Below are 16,602 nucleotides of genomic sequence, written 5' to 3'. Positions count from 1 at the left end.
TGCAACATTTTCCCGAAGTGCTGTGACCTCGGTGAGGTTCGCGCGTCAAGGGTGCATGACGAATACAGCATTCAGCGCGGTGATGTCCCGTCTCTCGGCGCTCGACACGCTCTCGCTGCGGGTGGATCAGGACTGGCTGGCATTCGGCCTGGACCGGGTGGACGTGCTGGTCATCGAGATACTGACGGTCAACGAGCTCACGGCCCTGCCGCTCGTGACCCGGTACCGGCTGTCACCGGTGGACCCGGACCCGGGGCGGGAGCTGGGCCTGACCCGTGTCTGGACCGGTTGGCTCGGGGACGCCTCGGACGTGGTGCCCGTCGCGATGCGGCTCACGCTCGCGGCGGGCGACCCCGGGTGAGGGCCGGCCCGCCGGCCGGGCGTCAACGGGGCAGGTGCGCCTCGATCTCGTCGATGATCGCCGGGTCGTCCGGCAGGGTCTTCGGCGCGTAGCGACGCACGTCGCCGCCGGGCAGCACCAGGAACTTCTCGAAGTTCCAGCGGATCTTGCCCGAGTGCCCCGCGGCGTCCTCCGTCTTCTTGAGCTCCACGTAGAGCGGGTGCGCGTGCCGCCCGTTCAGCCGGATCTTGTCGAGCACGGGGAACGTGACGCCGTACGTCATGGAGCAGAACTCGGCGATCTTCTCGTTCGAGCTCAGCTCCTGCAGGAACTGGTTGCTGGGGAAGCCCAGCACCGTGAAACCGCGGTCCTGGTACTTCTTCTGCAGCTCCTCGAGGGTCGCGTACTGCGGGGCCAGGCCGCACCGCGAGGCCACGTTCACCACGAGGACGACGTCCTCCTTGTGGTCGGCCAGCGAGATCTCGGTGCCGTCCATCGTGTGGAAGGGAATGTCGTAGAGGGTCACCCGCTCATCTTCCACCCGTTGTCCGGGTCAACGGAACCCTCCGCGCACCAGCGAGCACCCGTCGGGTTAGGTTGGCGACGTGACCCACCCGCCGTCGGGCGAACGACGTAGCCCCGGCCCCGCCAAGCACCGGCCCCCGCTGCCCGTGCGGGACGGGCTCAACCCCACGCGGATCGTGCTGCCGCACGACCCCGACGTCGTCGTGCGGTTCCCGTACGCGCTCGACTACCTGCTGGACCGGTTCCGCGACGACTCCGACCGGCTGCTCGAGAAGGTCGCCCTGGGCGAGGTCGTCACCGGCCACGGCGAACCCCTCACCCCGACCACGCCGTACGAACCGCGCGGGTTCCTGTACCTGTACCGCGACCCGCCCGCCCACGAGGACCGCATCCCGTTCGAGCCCGAGGTGCTGCACCGCGACGAGGACCTGCTGGTCGTGGACAAGCCGCACTTCCTCGCGACGATGCCGCGCGGGCGGTGGGTGCGGGAGACGGCGCTCGTGCGCCTCCGGGTCACGCTCGACCTGCCCGAGCTCTCCCCGGCCCACCGGCTCGACCGCGGCACCGCCGGTGTGCTGGTGCTCACGGTCCGGCCCGAGGTGCGCGGCGCGTACCAGGAGGCGTTCGCCCGCCGCGAGGTGCGCAAGGTGTACGAGGCGGTGGCCCCGCTGCCTCCGTCGGACGGGCGCCTGGCCCTGGGCGAGCCCGTCACCCTGCGCAGCCGCATCGTGAAGCGGCGCGGCGTCACGCGCGCCGAGGAAGTGCCCGGGGAGCCGAACGCGGAGTCGCTGATCACGCTCTCCGCCGTCGACGAGACCCGGGGCCTCGGCCTGTACCGCCTGGAGCCGCACACCGGCAAGACCCACCAGCTCCGGCTGCACATGGCGTCGCTCGGGCTGCCGATCCTGCACGACCCGTTCTGGCCCGAGCTGCGCGCCACCGACCCCGACGACTTCGACCGGCCGCTCCAGCTCCTGTCCCGCTCCCTGGAGCTCACGGACCCGCTGTCCGGCCTGCCCCGTCGCTTCGAGTCCCGCCGGGTGCTCAGCGAATGGGGCCCCTCGACACCCCCGGACGTGCCGGACGCCCAGGTCCCCGGAGCGACCTGAGCGTCTGACCCGTCCACCAGGATCTGACAGGTGCAAGAATCGGTGCGATGAGTACCGCCCCCGACTATCCCGCCCGCGCGGTCGTCGACCTCGACGCGATCCGCGACAACGTGCGCGCCCTGCGGGCGACCGCCGCGACCGCCCAGGTCATGGCCGTCGTCAAGGCCGACGCGTACGGGCACGGCCTGGCCCCCGCGGCCCGGGCGGCGCTCGCGGGCGGAGCGACCTGGCTGGGGGCGGCGCAGAGCACGGAGGCGCTCGCGATCCGCGCCGCCGTCGGACCCGGCCCGCGCATCCTGACCTGGCTCTACGCGCCCGGCGCACCCCTGGCCGACCTGGTGCGCGACGACATCGACGTCGCCGTGGCCGCGGCCTGGGCCCTCGACGAGGTGGCCGACGGCGCCCGGGTCGCGGGTCGCACCGCCCGCGTGCACCTCAAGGTCGACACCGGGCTGGGCCGCAACGGGATCATGCCCGACGACCTGCCCGCCGTCCTCGACCGCGCGAAGGCGCTGCAGGCCGAGGGTGCGCTCGCGATCATCGGCGTCATGTCGCACTACGCGCTCGCGGACGAGCCCGACGACCCGTCGGTGAAGATGCAGACCCACGTGTTCGACGACGCGGTCCGGACCGTCGAGGCGGCCGGGTTCGACCTCGAGGTGCGGCACATCGCCAACTCCGCGGCGACCCTGACCAACCCGGCCGCGCACTACGACCTGGTGCGCCCCGGCATCGCCGTCTACGGCCTCTCGCCGGTGCCGCAGCTCGGCGTACCGGGCGACTACGGCCTGCGGCCTGCGATGACGCTGGAGGCGCGGCTCGCCACGGTCAAGCGTGTGCCAGAGGGCCACGGCGTCTCGTACGGCCACTTCTACGTCACGCCGCAGGACACGGTCCTCGGCGTCGTGCCGCTCGGCTACTCGGACGGGATTCCCCGGCATGCGTCCGGCGGCTCGCTCGGCCCGGGCGGGCCGGTGCTGGTGGGCGGGGGTGTGGACGACGTCGCCGCACCCGCGACCGGCCTCGGCACCGCTCGGGTGCTGCGCGTCGCGGGCCGGGTGTGCATGGACCAGATCATGCTGGACCTCGGCCCGTACGCACCCGAGCAGGCCGGGGACGTGGTGACATTGTTCGGGGCGTCGGACGGCCTGACCCGTGCCGGAGCGCCCAACGCCGAGGACTGGGCGCAGGCCGCCGGCACCATCAGCTACGAGATCGTGACGCGCCTCGGGGCGCGCGTGCCCCGTGTGTACGTGGGCACGGCAGGAAGGGAGACCGCGTGAGCGGGGCAGTGAACGGACCGAGCGACATCTCGACGTCGGAGGCGGTGGTCATCGAGCTGCCCGACGCCGATACGACGCGCGCCTTCGGGGCCGCGCTCGCCGGGGTGCTGCGCTCCGGGGACCTGGTGATCCTCACCGGCGACCTCGGCGCGGGCAAGACGACCCTGACCCAGGGCATCGGAGCCGCGCTGAACGTGCGCGGCCAGGTGGCGTCGCCCACCTTCATCGTGGCGCGCGAGCACCCGCCCCTGCCGCGCGAGGACGGCACTCGCGGACCTGGGCTGGTGCACGTCGACGCCTACCGCCTCGGCGGGCTGGGTGAGCTCGACGCGCTCGACCTGGACTCGTCCCTCGAGGACTCCGTGACGGTCGTGGAGTGGGGGCGCGGCCTCGCCGAGACGCTCGCCGACGACCGCCTGGAGATCGACCTCGAGCGGCCACGGGGTGCTGCACCGGCGTTCGACCCCGGCGTGGAGCCGGCCGAGGACCCGGAGGCGGGGACGCGCAGGGTGACGATCCGCGCGGTGGGGCCGCGGTGGGTCGGCGTGGACTTCGGGGCGTTGCGGGGCTGATTCTTCGGGAAACGAGCGGATTGAAGTTGCATTCTCCTCAAAGGGGCGAGGGAACCATGCTGAGAATAAATTGATCCGTGCGTTCGGCAAGGACAATATTTCCGAGATCTATTCAGAGTTGCAGCCTTGCCAAAACTTGTGCGGCCCGGCTCTCTCCGGCATACCAACCTCTTGGTCTTGGTCTTGGTCTTGGTCTTGGAATTGGACCACTTCAGCCGCAAGCGGCAGTTCCCGCGCTAGCTAGTTGGCGGCTGTGCGCGGAGTATTTGCCGACGCACTCTCCGGGAACTGGTAAAATGCAGGGCCTGTCTGCGTCCACGATTATCCTGAAATTGTTTGGAATGGATCTGGAATGTCATTGCGAGTGAAGTACTCCAAACAGGCCCTGGCGGACCTGCGTAACGAGCCTGCTAAGCGGTTTCTGAGCGAGGTCGGGCTACCGGCTGAGGACCTACTATTCGGATTCGCCGAACCCACCACCCGTCGAGTTGAGGCCAATGGCGGCGCACGAACCATTATTCGAGTCGGCGAAGGTGGGGATGGTGCGGATTTTTGTGTAGACGTCGTCTCTGGAGAAGTCGTCTTCCTCAATTTGGCTGACAGCAGCGTGTGGCATGTGAGCGCGTCGCCAGAACAATTCTTGGCCTGTCTGGAAGAGTTTGCGCGTCGTTACCCATGTGGTTCAATCGAAGGCGAGCTTGAGGAACGAGAGGTTCTGGCTGAAGCGTTGAAAGAGGCGCTTCTCGCGATCGACTCCACGATTTTTGACAACGACCCGGGGTACTGGTTCACGATCCTTAATGACGTGGCCATCGGCGACTATGCTGAGGAGTGACTGCCCGATTGGCGGTGCTTGATTGCGTCTACTTGACCCTTCTGGGTGCGATGAGCCGACTTCAGTAGGGCGAAAGTCGCTGCGATGTCAACGCTTCGGACCAAAGGCGGGTCGAGGAGATTCTGCTCGACGGTCTCTCTGCCGAGACTGTTATTTCAGTTAGAGTGATCGTTCGTTGAGGGACCGAGTTCGGCGGAGTAATTGGTGGCGGATGGGTACCACAGTTCGAATGGTCTACTGAGCCTAAATCGGGCGTACTGCTTAGGTGCACGGAACCATGTGGGCCGAGTTGTGTTCATCGGCGGGGTGCCTGATGTGGTTACGTGCCAGACGACCCGCCCAGTAAGTAATACCCTGGTCACGTGGCCGTTCTAGCTCTCGATACCTCCGCAGCCGTCGCCGTCTCGCTCGTCGACGAGGACGGTACGCGCCTCGCGTCCCGCTCCTCCGACGAGCGCCGCAGGCACGCCGAGTCGCTCGCGCCCCTGATCACCGAGGTCCTCGACGAGGCAGGGATCGAGCGCACCGACCTGACCGCCGTCGTCGCCGGCACGGGGCCCGCCCCGTTCACGGGGCTGCGCGTCGGGCTGGTGACCGCTCGCACGCTCGCGCTCTCCCTGGGCATCCCGGTGCTGGGCGTGCCCAGCCTCGACGCGCTGGCGGTGCAGGCGGTCAGCGACCTCGGGCTGCGCGCGGGGCAGGAGATCCTGGCGACCTCCGACGCCCGCCGCAAGGAGGTCTACTGGGCGCGCTACCGCGTGGTCGCGCACGAGGGGCCGCACGGCGTCCCCGTCGTGGAGCGGACCGCCGGGCCGGACGTCGACCGGGCCGGCTTCGTGGCCCAGGGCCAGCTCCCGACGCCGGACGCCGGCGACGCTCCGCTGCCCGTCGTGGTCGGCGAGGGCGCGATGCTCTACCCCGAGTTCCTCCCGGTGGCCGACGACGCCCCGCTCGTCCCTGACGCGACTGTGCTCGCCCGGCTGGCGCTCGTCCGGCGCGCCGCGGGCGAGGAGCTGCCGACCGAGCCGCTGTACCTGCGGCGGCCGGACGTGCACGAGCCGGGGTCGCCGACCGGCACGGGCGCCGGCTCCGGCGGTGGAACGGCCACGGCCGCCACGGGTGGTGCCGCATGATCACCGAGGTTCGGCTGCGCCCGCTGCGCAACGCCGACTTCGACCGCGTGCTGCAGTTGGAGCGTCAGCTCTTCGGCCGGGGCGCCTGGACCTACGGCATGCTCGCCGACGAGCTCGCCGGCCTGGGCCGCTGGTACATCGTGGCCGAGCCGGAGCGGCTCGACCGGGCGGGGGAGCAACCCGTCGTCGGCTACGCCGGGCTGTGGTTCGACGGCGACGTCACGCAGATCATGACCATCGGCGTGGACCCCGACGTCCAGCGCCACGGCGTGGGCCGCCAGCTCATGGACGCGCTCATCGAGCGCTCCCGCAAGGTCAAGGCGGAGGCGGTCCTGCTGGAGGTGCGGGTCGACAACCAGCCCGCCATCGAGATGTACCGGGACTTCGGCTTCGAGATCCTGGGCGTGCGCAAGCGCTACTACCAGCCCGAGGACGTGGACGCGTACACGATGCGGCTGGACCTGAACGCCGCCGCGCACCCCACGGACGCTCCGGTGGAGTCCCCGGTGGACGCTCCGAACGACACCCCCGACGACGCCACGGGAGACGCGGCCTGAGGCAGCCGAAACTACCTACCCGAACCTGCTAAACGTACTAATCCGAGGCTCGGAATAGTACGTTTAGCAAGTTCGACCGTCCATATTGGTGACCGATGATGAGGGATGCCACGGCATGAGGGAACGAGTTCTGGTCGACGCCGCCACGCTGGCCGCCGACCTCCAGGTCGGCCCGGGCGCCGACCCGGTCGAGGGGCGGCCCGTCGTGCTCGACGTCCGCTGGGCGCTCGGCATGACCGACGGCCACGACCAGTACCGCGCCGGCCACCTCCCGGGCGCCGTGTACGTGGACCTGGAGACCGAGCTGGCCGCGCACGGGTCGCCTGCCGACGGGCGGCACCCGCTGCCCTCGGCGTCGGCGTTCCAGCAGGCCGCGCGCCGCTGGGGTGTCTCGGCGGACTCACGGGTCGTGGTTTACGACTCCGTCGGCGGCACGTCCGCCGCGCGCGCCTGGTGGCTGCTGCGGTACTTCGGCGTGCAGGACGTGCGCATCCTCGACGGCGGCCTCGCGGCCTGGACCGCGCAGGGGCGCGCCCTCGAACCGGGTGACGTCACGCCCGAGCCGGGCGACGTCGTCGTGCAGCCGGGTGGGATGCCCGTGCTCGACGCCGACCAGGCTGCCGAGCTGGCTGACGGCGCGGGTCTGCTCCTGGACGCCCGGGCCGCCGAGCGGTACCGCGGCGAGGTGGAGCCCGTGGACCCGCAGGCCGGGCACGTCCCCGGCGCCGTCAGCGCGCCGACCAGCGAGAACCTGGGACCGGACGGCCGGTTCCTGCCGACCGGGGACCTCAAGCGGCGCTTCGGCGAGCTCGGGGTCGCGGACGGCGGGACCGTCGGGGTGTACTGCGGGTCGGGCGTCACGGCGTCGCACGAGGTGGCGGCCCTCGCGATCGTCGGCGTGGACGCGGCCCTGTACCCGGGCTCGTGGTCGCAGTGGTCGAACGACCCGGCGCGGCCCGTCGCGGTGGGCTGATCCGCCGGGCCGCGTCCGGCCGGCGAGGTCAGGGTGCCGGCGTCGCGCGCCCGTCGCCGAGCACGAAGATCTTCTGCCACACCTTGCGGGACATCCCCAGGGTGAGCGACTCGATGGTCGACACCGTGCTCAGCACGATGTCGTCCTGCGACTCCTCGGCGCACAGCGCCGCGGCCTTGCCCACGATCGACAGCAGCTCGGTGCAGTACTCGAGGTAGTACTCGACCTGCTCGGGCGTCAGGTCGACGTCGGCGCCCTCACCGCTCGCGAACGCGTCTCGGAGCCGCTCCGGCTCCTTGGTGAGCTGGTGCATGTCGATGATGTGCGCCAGGGAGCGCAGCCGGTGCAGCTTGGCCAGCAGGTCGGAACGCTGCACGCGCTGCGGGACCGAGTGCAGCACGATGACGGCGATCGCGACGAACACCACGTCGTTCACGGCGCTCTCGATGAGCGGCAGCCAGTCCAGGCCGTTGTCGGGCGCCTCGGTGAACGCGGCCTCCACGGCAAAACCGAACGCGACCAGCGCGACCAGCACGACGACGGCGATCATGCCGCGCGAGGCCCCCTGGACCAGGCGGCTGCGCCGACGCGTCCCGGCGGAGGTGTCCGCCACCTGTTCGGTCAGGCCCACGAGCTCCTGGGCCACGAGGTGGATGCCGCGGTCGGGGAACCGCGCGCCGATGCGGTCGCACAGCCGCCGCGCCGTCTCGATGACGGGAACGGGCTCGAGCTTCTCCAGTGTCCTGACCCACACGGGAGGCAGCGTAGAGCCCTCCGCGGACGCTGAGTGCGGGATATTCGCCCTTTTCAGCGTGCCAGAAGGGCGAATATCCCGCACTCAGCGGTCGGAGCCGGTCAGACGGTGATCGTCGTCAGCGGCATCGACGAGTCCACCGGGATGTCCAGGTCGCTCGGGGCCACCCCGGCCCGCACCACGGCGGAGCCGAGCGCCGCGATCATCGCGCCGTTGTCCGTGCAGTAGCGGATCGGCGGGATGCGCAGGTCGATGCCGGCCTCGGCGCACCGCTTGGCCGCCATCTCGCGCAGCTGGCTGTTGGCGGAGAAGCCGCCGCCGACCACGAGCGTGTCGACACCGTGCTTGTGGCAGGCGGCGATCGTCTTGGCCGTGAGCACGTCGGCGACGGCCTCGGCGAACGACGCCGCGACGTCGTGCACCGGGATCTCCTGGCCGGCGTCCGTACGGGCCTCGACCCAGCGGGCCACCGCGGTCTTGAGGCCGGAGAACGAGAAGTCGTAGGCGTGCTTGGCCTGGTCCTTCGCGGCCGTGAGGCCGCGGGGGAACCGGATGGCGGTCGGGTCGCCCTCGCGCGCGAGGCGGTCGATGTGCGGGCCGCCGGGGTAGGGCAGGCCGAGCAGGCGGCCGACCTTGTCGAAGGCCTCGCCCGCGGCGTCGTCGAGCGTGGAGCCGAGCTCCGTGACGTTCGTGGCGATGTCGTCCACCAGCAGCAGCGAGCTGTGCCCGCCGCTCACCACGAGCGCCATCGCCCGCTCCGGCAGGGGACCGTCCACGAGCTGGTCCACGCACGCGTGGCCGATCACGTGGTTCACGCCGTACAGCGGCTTGTTCAGGCCGATGGACAGGGCCTTCGCGGCGGACGCGCCGATCGTGAGCGGCCCGACGAGCCCGGGTCCTGCCGTGACCGCGATGGCGTCGACCTCGGACAGGTCGACGTCAGCCTCGCCGAGGGCCTTCTGGATCGTGGGGATCATCGCCTCGAGGTGGGCCCGGCTGGCGACCTCGGGGATGATTCCGCCGTAGCGAGCGTGCTCCTCCATCGAGCTGGCCACCGCGTCGACCAGCAGGTCGTTTCCGCGGACCAGCGCGACGCCGGTCTCGTCGCAGGAGGTCTCGATACCGAGCACCAGTGGATCTGCCATGTGCTCCAGCCTAGTTCCCCGGCGTCGGTGAGCGGGGAACCGAGCGGGATGTGACACACGGACGTGCGGGACGTCACGGTTGAATCTGGAACTATCGCTTGGAGCAACTTGTTGTCGCGCGTATGACCGACACCGTTCTTGAGGCCCAGGGCCTCGCCATCGACGACGCGACCGCCGACCGTCTGTTCCGCACCGCGCGGACCGTGACCACCTTCGCCGAGTCGGACGTGACCGACGAGCAGCTCGCCGCCGTCTACGACCTCGTCAAGTGGGGCCCGACCGCCATGAACACGAGCCCGCTGCGCATGCTCGTCGTCCGCACGCCGGAGGCCCGGGAGCGTCTCGTGGCCCGCGTGCCCGAGGGCAACCAGGAGCGCGTGCGGAACGCCCCCGTCACCCTCGTGCTCGCGTACGACACCGACTTCCACGAGCACCTCGACCGGCTGATCCCGCACATGCCGGGCGCTCGCGACATGTTCGCCGGCGACGCCGGGGCGCGCGCCGAGATGGCGCGCACCAGCGCCCTCATCCAGGCCGGCTACCTGATCGTCGGCCTGCGCGCCGCCGGTCTCGCCGTCGGCCCGATGCACGGGATCTACGACCAGATCGACGCGGAGTTCTTCGCCGACAACGGCTGGAAGGGCCTCCTCGTCGTCAACGTCAGCGCGGCCGACGGCGCCGACACCACCCGCCCCCGCGCCCCGCGCCTGAGCTTCGACGACGCCGCGCAGGTCATCTGACCGGACGCGGCGGGACCGGGCGGCGCCGTCAGCCGGGCAGCGGCCGGCCGGTCCGCATCTCCTCCAGCATCGCGCGTACCACCTGCACCAGGTCGCCGTCGTGCGCGGCGGCGACCTGCTCCTGTCGCTTGTACGACGGCCCGGTGCGGAGGATGTCCCGCACCCCGGCCAGCTCCGCCGCGCAACCCAGCCGATGGGCCACGGGCTCCAGCTCGACCAGCAGCTTGCCGATCGCGTCGGCGACCGGCCCCTGGTTGCCGTCGGCGTCGAGGATCACGGTGGCGTCCAGCCCGTACCGGGCCGAGCGGAACTTGTTCTCCGCCACGTACCACGGCGGCAGCTCGACGAGGTCTCGGCCGTGGTCGAGCTGCGTGGACAGGTGCTCCACGAGACAGTGCACCAGCGCGGCCAGCGTGAGGGCCTCGGTGAGGTTGGTCGGGCCGTCGCACACCCGGACCTCGAGCGTGCCGAACTTCGGCGAGGGGCGGACGTCCCAGTGGACCTCGTTGAACGCCTCGACCGCGCCCACGTGCAGCATGTCGCCCGCGTACGCCTCGAGCTCCTGCCAGGTCTTGAACGCGACCGGCAGGCCAGAGCTCGGGATCTGCTGGAACAGCAGCGACCGGTTCGAGGCGTACCCCGAGTGCTCGCCGGCCCAGTACGGCGACCCGGCGGACAGCGCCTGCAGGTGCGGAAAATACTTGAGCATCCCGCGCATCAGCGGCAGGGCCTTGTCCCGGTGCTCGATGCCGACGTGGACGTGCAGCCCCCAGATGACGAGCTGCGAACCCCAGACCCCGCTGCGCTCGCGGATGCGGGCGTAGCGCTCCTTCTCCCCGATCTCCTGGTCGGCTCCCTTCGCGAACGGGTGGGTGCCGCCGCCCATGAGCTCCAGGCCCATCGGGTCGGTCACCGTCCGCACGCCTTCGAGCATCCGGCTGAGGTCCGCCCCGGCGTCGGCGACGGTCCGGCCGACCCCGGAGACCAGCTCGATGGTGTTCTTCATGAACTCGCCGGTGACGTGCGCGGCATAGCCCGCGGGGCCCTGCTGCTGGTTGCCGCCGCCGCGCGCGAGAGCCTCGAGCACCGCCGGGCCTGCCTGTGCCAGGTCGGCGGTGCCGGGCTCGACGAGCCCGATCTCCCACTCGAGGCCCACGGTCGATCGTGGGGAATCGCCGAAGCCGAGCCGTGTCGGCGAGCTCATACGGCTCCCAGGGGTTCGACGAGGAGTACCTGTTGGTTGCCTGCCACACGCGTGAGCACGATCGTCGCCTCCTCGGTTCCGGTGAGCACGAGCTGCTTGCGAAGTTGTTCAGGCACCACCGCGGTGCCCCGCTTCTTGATCGTGATGCGCCCGACGTTCCGGTCGCGGAGATAGGACTTGAGCCGCTTCAGGCCGAACGGCATGGTGTCGAGCACCCGGTATCCGGTCGCGATCGGGGCCTGCACCCCGGCGGCCTCGGCGGGCCGCGCCGGCGGAAGCGCGGCGGGGTCGTCGGTGGTGACGTACGCGATGGTCGGGTCGACGAGGCGTCCGCCCAGCTCGGCGGCCGCCTCGCCCACGAGCCCGGCGCGGATGACCGCGCCGTCGGGCTCGTAGAGGTATTGCCCGACGCCGCCGACGTCCGGCTGCGTGCCGTCGCCGCGCAGGGTGCGGCTGAGGGTGTGCTCCTTGCCGTCGTCGTCGGTGAACGTGCGCAGCACGAGCGCCGAGCGGCCGGGGCCGTCGGGCGCGAGCGGGCCGAACCAGAGCCCGGCCTCGACCACGTCGCCGTTGACGGAGACCCACTGCGTCTCGGCGTCGTCGGGCAGCCCGTCGTGCGCGATGCCCGGACCCACTTTGATGCCGACGGCCGGCACCGACTCCCGCAGCGCCCAGACGGAGTCGAGCGGGGGCTCGTAGGCGCGCGGGTCGAAGATGCGGCTGCTGCGGCCGCCCCCGCCGCCGCGCACGCGCCGGGCGGGATCGGCGTACACGGCGTCGATGCCCTCGGCGCGCAGGTCGAGCGTCAGACCGTCGGCGTGCCGCACCTCCGCCTCGGGGAAGTGGCGCAGGTTCCACCGCGCGATGGCGGCCGTGCACTCGTCGAGGTCGGTCGCGACGACGCGCAGCCCCGTTCCGGCGAACGCGAGGGAGTCGGCGCCGATGCCGCAGGTGAGGTCGGCGAGGGTGGTCACGCCCGCCTCGAGGTACCGTCGGGCGTGCAGCGCCGCGACGACGAGCCGCGTGGCCTGCTCCAGACCGTCCGCGGTGAAGAGCATCCCGTCGGCGAAGTCACCGAACTTGGCCCGCGCGCGGGCACGCAGGCGGGACTGGGTGACCACGGCGGCCGCGAGGTCCGCCGCGACGCCCTGGGAGCGCAGGGTGGTCACGGTCTTCATCGCGTCGCGCTCGTCGTACGGCGGAAGAGCCGCAAGCAGGGCCCAGCCGTCGGGGCTGAGGAGTTTGCTCAGAATCGCCGCATCCATGGGAAGATCTTTCCACGTTTGTCCAGGTCATGACGAGTGGCTGTACGCAACCTTTTCGTAGAGATGGCGAGATCTCGAAGTGCGGACGGCGCGTCGCGCGCCGGGCGTGTGAGGTGGTCCACCCGATTGGCACTCGCCTTGACCGAGTGCTAGTGCCGACCTAGATTTGGGGTTGTTCATCGCCGCGGATCCCGGTAGTCGGGGCCCTCGGCGGAGGACCCAGACGTTCGTGCCCGCCGGCACCCGCGACGACGGCGGACCGTCGAACGTTCGAGCCACTCAGTCAACCACGCAGCTGATCACTCGATCCGCTCACGAAAGAGGAGGTCCGACGTGTCGGTCCCCATCAAGCCGCTCGAGGACCGGATCGTCGTCAAGGCTCTCGAAGCCGAGACCACGACCGCTTCCGGCCTGGTCATCCCGGACACCGCCAAGGAGAAGCCCCAGGAGGGCGAGGTTCTGGCCGTTGGCCAGGGCCGCATCGACGACAACGGCAACCGTGTGCCGCTGGACGTCGCCGTCGGTGACAAGGTGATCTACTCCAAGTACGGCGGCACCGAGGTCAAGTACGCGGGCGAGGAGTACCTGGTGCTCTCGACCCGCGACGTCCTCGCGGTGGTCGTGGGCTGATCCCAGCCCGCGCCAGATAGACGAAGGCCCCGCACCGGACCGGTGCGGGGCCTTCGTCTTGTCCGGAGACCGTTGTGGTCGTTGCTGTCCTACCGCTTCGGCGTCGAAGTGGGCAGGTTTTCAACAGGGCGTGCGGCAGAAGCGCGTCACGCCTCAAGCGTCAGAAGTTGTGCACCCAGGGTCAGGCGGAGACGGACTTGCCGGCGAGGATCGCCGACCGCTCGTCCTCGCTGAGCCCGCCCCACACGCCGTACGGCTCGCGCACGCGGAGCGACTGCTCGCGGCACTGCATCATCACGGGGCAGGAGCGGCAGATCGCCTTGGCGGCCTCGGCGCGCCGCCGGCGGGTCGAGCCACGCTCACCCTCGGGGTGGAAGAAGAGGGTGTCGTCCGCGTCGCGGCACGCGCCCTGGTACTGCCATTCCCACAGTTCCATCACCGGACCGGGAAGCCTCGAGATCTCCGTCATGGCGAACAACCTACAAGTTGTGCAGAAGTTGTTCAAGGGGCAGTTTCGCGTCATCGGGTTCGAATCGGGTCAGCGAGAAGCAGGTCGACACTGACCGGATTTGTATGATTGTGAACCGAAATCCACCGAGATCGGCGGCACGCCGGGTTTCGCAGTGGCGCGGAGAGGGCCAGGTCGGCAGAATCGAGTCCATGACTTCTTCGCGACCCGCCCAGAACTCGGGCGGGTCACGTGCATCCAGCCCCGGACTGGCTGTCGCTGCCGTTGCCCGCCGCCTCGGGGTCGCTCCCGCGACCCTGCGCACGTGGGACCGCCGATACGGCCTCGGTCCCTCGGGCCGCACCGCAGGATCGCACCGCCGCTACACGCCGGACGACGTCGCCCGGCTCCTGGTGATGCGCCGCCTGACCCTCGAGGGCGTGGCGCCGGTGGACGCCGCTCGCGCCGCCGTCGAGGCAGGGGACGCGGAGCTCGAGGTCGCCACGCGCACCGCCCCGGCGCTGCCCGCGGTCCAGGTCGAGGGCGGGGCGGACGGCGACGAGCAGGACTTCTCGGAGCAGTTCGTCGGCACGGTCGAGGCCCCGGCCGACGCCGAGGGAGAGGCCGATCCGGCGGACGCGACGCCGTCCACCTCCGGGGACGAGGCCGACGACCCCGCCCCGCCGTCCGGTCGTGAGCGCTCCGAGGAGCCTCGCGGCCGTGCGCGCCTGCGGGCCCTGCCCGGTGGCGCGACGGGCGGTGGCGCCCCGGCAGCGGCCGGCGGGCCGCGGTCCGCGGCCTCCCCGGCGCCGACGTCGGGCCGGGTGTCCGCCCTGGTCGACGCCGCTCTGGCGTACAGCCGGACCGCCTGCGACAACCTCCTCGTGCTCGGCCCGGACGGCGACCCGGCCGTCTGGTGGACCGAGCTCGTCGAGCCCGCCTGGCTCCGGCTGTCCGAGCGGACGGTCCTGGCCGGTCCCGGCGAGATGCCCGAGGTGGTGCTCGCGACGGCTGCGCTGCGCGCGCTGCGCAACTACATCGAGGAGTTCGAGCGGGTCATGGTGGAGGCGGGCGGCCCGCCGGCCAACCACCCGAGCCGGATGCGCAAGATCGTGCTGGTGTTCGCCGCCCCCGACGAGGTGGTGCCGCTCTCCGCGCACGCGCTCGCCGCCGCGCTGGCCGCGCAGGGTTCGATGGCGCGCATCGTCACGGGTCCCGCGAGCACCCACCGCTCGGTCGAGCTGGTCACCATGGTCCGCCCGACGGCCGTCGTGCTGGCGACGACGCAGAACAAGCCCGACCTCGACGTCGTGCACGCGGTGAACGAGAGCTATCCGGAGCTGCCGATCTTCGTGGGGCTGCGGGCCGACGCCGCGGCGACGGAGCTGCCGTTCGGGCCCACGGTGCAGCGGGTGCGCTCGTTCACGGGGCTGCTGCACGAGGTGCTCGCCGTCATCAAGTCGAGGTGACGCACGCCTCGGGCCGGTACCACGGCCCGGCCGAGATCTGCGGCCGCGGCGGCCGTAGACTTGCTGCATGACGGACCAGACCTCGCCGGGCGACCCGTTCGGTTTCCTCGGGCTCACCTATGACGACGTCCTGCTGCTGCCGGGTTACTCCGACCTGGCGCCGTCGGACATCGACACGACGTCTCGCCTCACGCGCGAGATCTCGCTCAAGATCCCGCTGATCTCAGCGGCGATGGACACGGTCACCGAGTCGGCCATGGCGATCGCCATGGCGCGTCAGGGTGGCCTCGGCGTGCTGCACCGCAACCTCTCCATCGAGGACCAGGCCTACCAGGTCGACCTCGTGAAGCGGACGCAGACCGGCATCATCACCAACCCCGTCACGATCGGCCCGGACGCCACGCTCGAGGAGCTCGACACCCTCGCTGGCCAGTTCCGGATCTCCGGCTTCCCGGTGGTCGACGCCGAGAACAAGCTCATCGGCATGGTCACCAACCGCGACCTGCGCTTCACGCCCGTCGCCGAGTGGGCCACCACCAAGGTGGACGAGGTGATGACGCCGCAGCCGCTCATCACCGGCCCGGCCGGCATCTCTCGGGACGACGCCACGCTGCTGCTGCGCAAGCACAAGCTGGAGCGGCTCCCGCTGATCGACCCCGACGGCCGCATCACGGGGCTCATCACCGTCAAGGACTTCGTGAAGTCCGAGCAGTTCCCGAACTCGTCCAAGGACGGCCAGGGCCGCCTCATGGTCGGCGCCGCGATCGGCTACTTCGGCGACGCGTGGCAGCGCGCCACCGCCCTGATCGACGCCGGCGTGGACGTGCTCGTGGCCGACACCGCGCACGGCAACGTGCGCATGCTGATCGACATGGTCAAGCGCCTCAAGTCCGACCCGGCCACCAAGGACGTGCAGGTGATCGGCGGGAACGTCGCCACGCGCCAGGGCGCGCAGGCGTTCGTCGACGCCGGGGCCGACGCCGTGAAGGTGGGCGTGGGACCGGGCTCCATCTGCACCACCCGGGTCGTGACCGGCGTGGGCGTGCCGCAGATCACCGCCGTCTACGAGGCGTCGCTCGCCTGCAAGCCGGCGGGCGTGCCCGTCATCGCCGACGGCGGCCTCAAGCACTCCGGCGAGATCGGCAAGGCCATCGTGGCCGGCGCCGAGTCCGTGATGCTCGGCTCGCTGTTCGCGGGCTGCGAGGAGACCCCGGGCGACCTGGTGCTCGTCAACGGCAAGCAGTTCAAGACCTACCGCGGCATGGGCTCGATGGGTGCCATGTCCTCGCGCGGCAAGAAGTCCTACTCCAAGGACCGGTACTTCCAGGCCGAGGTCACCAGCGACGACAAGATCGTGCCCGAGGGCATCGAGGGCCAGGTCGCGTACAAGGGGCCGCTGGCCACCGTGGCGCACCAGCTCATCGGCGGCCTGCACCAGACCATGTTCTACACCGGTGCGCGGACCGTTCCCGAGCTGCAGCAGAACGGCCGGTTCGTCCGCATCACGTCGGCGTCGCTCAAGGAGAGCCACCCGCACGACGTGCAGATGACGGTCGAGGCCCCGAACTACAGCGGGTTCTGACCCGCACCTGGCCGACCCCGCACGACGTGTCAGACCCA

Annotated in this window: 19 protein-coding genes; 13 read left to right on the top strand and 6 right to left on the bottom strand. The window is 70.8% G+C overall.

Going from position 1 to position 16,602, the window contains the following annotated elements; genetic code table 11:
* Window positions 1–55: 55 nt before the first annotated feature.
* Window positions 56–361: a hypothetical protein gene (locus tag AB0I29_RS10925; RefSeq protein ID WP_285101048.1), complete on the top strand. Its 306-nt coding sequence runs from the start codon at window positions 56–58 to the stop codon at window positions 359–361.
* A gap of 22 nt (window positions 362–383) precedes the next feature.
* On the opposite strand, the gene AB0I29_RS10920 is transcribed toward AB0I29_RS10925, so the two are convergent.
* The gene (locus AB0I29_RS10920) at window positions 384–866 is read right to left on the bottom strand and encodes a glutathione peroxidase (protein WP_357481451.1); all 483 of its coding nucleotides are present in this window, start codon (window positions 864–866) and stop codon (window positions 384–386) included.
* A gap of 79 nt (window positions 867–945) precedes the next feature.
* Between AB0I29_RS10920 and AB0I29_RS10915 the strand changes: the two genes are divergently transcribed.
* The 8 genes from AB0I29_RS10915 (at window position 946) to AB0I29_RS10880 (ending at window position 7,327) form a co-directional block, all read left to right on the top strand.
* Entirely contained in the window at window positions 946–1,974 is a 1,029-nt protein-coding gene (locus AB0I29_RS10915) for a pseudouridine synthase (RefSeq protein ID WP_357481449.1), read from the top strand.
* A gap of 47 nt (window positions 1,975–2,021) precedes the next feature.
* Window positions 2,022–3,257, top strand: coding sequence for an alanine racemase (gene alr, locus AB0I29_RS10910; RefSeq protein WP_357481447.1), 1,236 nt, complete (start codon window positions 2,022–2,024; stop codon window positions 3,255–3,257).
* Window positions 3,254–3,829 carry a tRNA (adenosine(37)-N6)-threonylcarbamoyltransferase complex ATPase subunit type 1 TsaE gene (gene tsaE, locus AB0I29_RS10905; protein ID WP_357481445.1) on the top strand — a complete coding sequence of 192 codons (576 nt, stop codon included), beginning with the start codon at window positions 3,254–3,256 and terminating at the stop codon, window positions 3,827–3,829. The genes alr and tsaE overlap by 4 nt, the downstream gene beginning before the upstream one ends.
* Before the next feature lie 19 nt (window positions 3,830–3,848).
* On the top strand, window positions 3,849–4,073 hold the full coding sequence (locus AB0I29_RS10900) for a nucleic acid/nucleotide deaminase domain-containing protein (protein ID WP_357481479.1): 225 nt from the start codon (window positions 3,849–3,851) through the stop codon (window positions 4,071–4,073).
* 108 nt (window positions 4,074–4,181) lie between these two features.
* A complete protein-coding gene (locus tag AB0I29_RS10895; RefSeq protein ID WP_357481443.1) occupies window positions 4,182–4,664 on the top strand; it encodes an SUKH-4 family immunity protein in 483 nt (160 codons plus the stop codon).
* 362 nt (window positions 4,665–5,026) lie between these two features.
* Entirely contained in the window at window positions 5,027–5,797 is a 771-nt protein-coding gene (gene tsaB, locus AB0I29_RS10890) for a tRNA (adenosine(37)-N6)-threonylcarbamoyltransferase complex dimerization subunit type 1 TsaB (RefSeq protein ID WP_285101060.1), read from the top strand.
* Window positions 5,794–6,354, top strand: a complete 561-nt coding sequence (rimI, locus tag AB0I29_RS10885; RefSeq protein WP_357481440.1) for a ribosomal protein S18-alanine N-acetyltransferase — start codon at window positions 5,794–5,796, stop codon at window positions 6,352–6,354. Before tsaB ends, rimI begins: the two co-directional genes overlap by 4 nt.
* Before the next feature lie 115 nt (window positions 6,355–6,469).
* A complete protein-coding gene (locus tag AB0I29_RS10880; protein ID WP_357481437.1) occupies window positions 6,470–7,327 on the top strand; it encodes a sulfurtransferase in 858 nt (285 codons plus the stop codon).
* Window positions 7,328–7,355: 28 nt separating this feature from the next.
* Here AB0I29_RS10880 and AB0I29_RS10875 read toward each other — a convergent pair whose 3' ends face one another.
* Both AB0I29_RS10875 and tsaD read right to left on the bottom strand, forming a co-directional pair.
* On the bottom strand, window positions 7,356–8,081 hold the full coding sequence (locus tag AB0I29_RS10875) for a hypothetical protein (protein ID WP_357481434.1): 726 nt from the start codon (window positions 8,079–8,081) through the stop codon (window positions 7,356–7,358).
* A gap of 101 nt (window positions 8,082–8,182) precedes the next feature.
* A complete protein-coding gene (gene tsaD / locus AB0I29_RS10870; RefSeq protein ID WP_357481432.1) occupies window positions 8,183–9,226 on the bottom strand; it encodes a tRNA (adenosine(37)-N6)-threonylcarbamoyltransferase complex transferase subunit TsaD in 1,044 nt (347 codons plus the stop codon).
* Window positions 9,227–9,348: 122 nt separating this feature from the next.
* Between tsaD and AB0I29_RS10865 the strand changes: the two genes are divergently transcribed.
* Entirely contained in the window at window positions 9,349–9,966 is a 618-nt protein-coding gene (locus AB0I29_RS10865; RefSeq protein ID WP_285101069.1) for a malonic semialdehyde reductase, read from the top strand.
* Between the two features lie 28 nt (window positions 9,967–9,994).
* On the opposite strand, the gene AB0I29_RS10860 is transcribed toward AB0I29_RS10865, so the two are convergent.
* Both AB0I29_RS10860 and AB0I29_RS10855 read right to left on the bottom strand, forming a co-directional pair.
* The gene (locus AB0I29_RS10860) at window positions 9,995–11,170 is read right to left on the bottom strand and encodes a glutamate--cysteine ligase (RefSeq protein ID WP_285101071.1); all 1,176 of its coding nucleotides are present in this window, start codon (window positions 11,168–11,170) and stop codon (window positions 9,995–9,997) included.
* A complete protein-coding gene (locus AB0I29_RS10855; RefSeq protein WP_357481427.1) occupies window positions 11,167–12,435 on the bottom strand; it encodes a class I SAM-dependent methyltransferase in 1,269 nt (422 codons plus the stop codon). Before AB0I29_RS10855 ends, AB0I29_RS10860 begins: the two co-directional genes overlap by 4 nt.
* A gap of 333 nt (window positions 12,436–12,768) precedes the next feature.
* Between AB0I29_RS10855 and groES the strand changes: the two genes are divergently transcribed.
* Entirely contained in the window at window positions 12,769–13,065 is a 297-nt protein-coding gene (gene groES / locus AB0I29_RS10850; RefSeq protein ID WP_020016178.1) for a co-chaperone GroES, read from the top strand.
* 181 nt (window positions 13,066–13,246) lie between these two features.
* Here the strand turns inward: groES and AB0I29_RS10845 are convergent, their stop codons facing one another.
* On the bottom strand, window positions 13,247–13,534 hold the full coding sequence (locus AB0I29_RS10845; protein ID WP_020016179.1) for a WhiB family transcriptional regulator: 288 nt from the start codon (window positions 13,532–13,534) through the stop codon (window positions 13,247–13,249).
* 191 nt (window positions 13,535–13,725) lie between these two features.
* On the opposite strand from AB0I29_RS10845, the gene AB0I29_RS10840 reads away from it, so the two are divergent.
* Both AB0I29_RS10840 and guaB read left to right on the top strand, forming a co-directional pair.
* Complete coding sequence (locus AB0I29_RS10840; RefSeq protein WP_285101075.1) at window positions 13,726–14,982, top strand: MerR family transcriptional regulator; 1,257 nt, start codon at window positions 13,726–13,728, stop codon at window positions 14,980–14,982.
* A gap of 67 nt (window positions 14,983–15,049) precedes the next feature.
* Window positions 15,050–16,564, top strand: coding sequence for an IMP dehydrogenase (guaB, locus tag AB0I29_RS10835; RefSeq protein WP_285101077.1), 1,515 nt, complete (start codon window positions 15,050–15,052; stop codon window positions 16,562–16,564).
* The last annotated feature ends 38 nt before the right edge of the window (window positions 16,565–16,602 follow it).

Source organism: Promicromonospora sp. NPDC050262 (assembly GCF_040655935.1).
Classification (GTDB): Bacteria; Actinomycetota; Actinomycetes; order Actinomycetales; family Cellulomonadaceae; genus Promicromonospora.
This window is presented reverse-complemented; position numbering and strand designations above follow the sequence as displayed.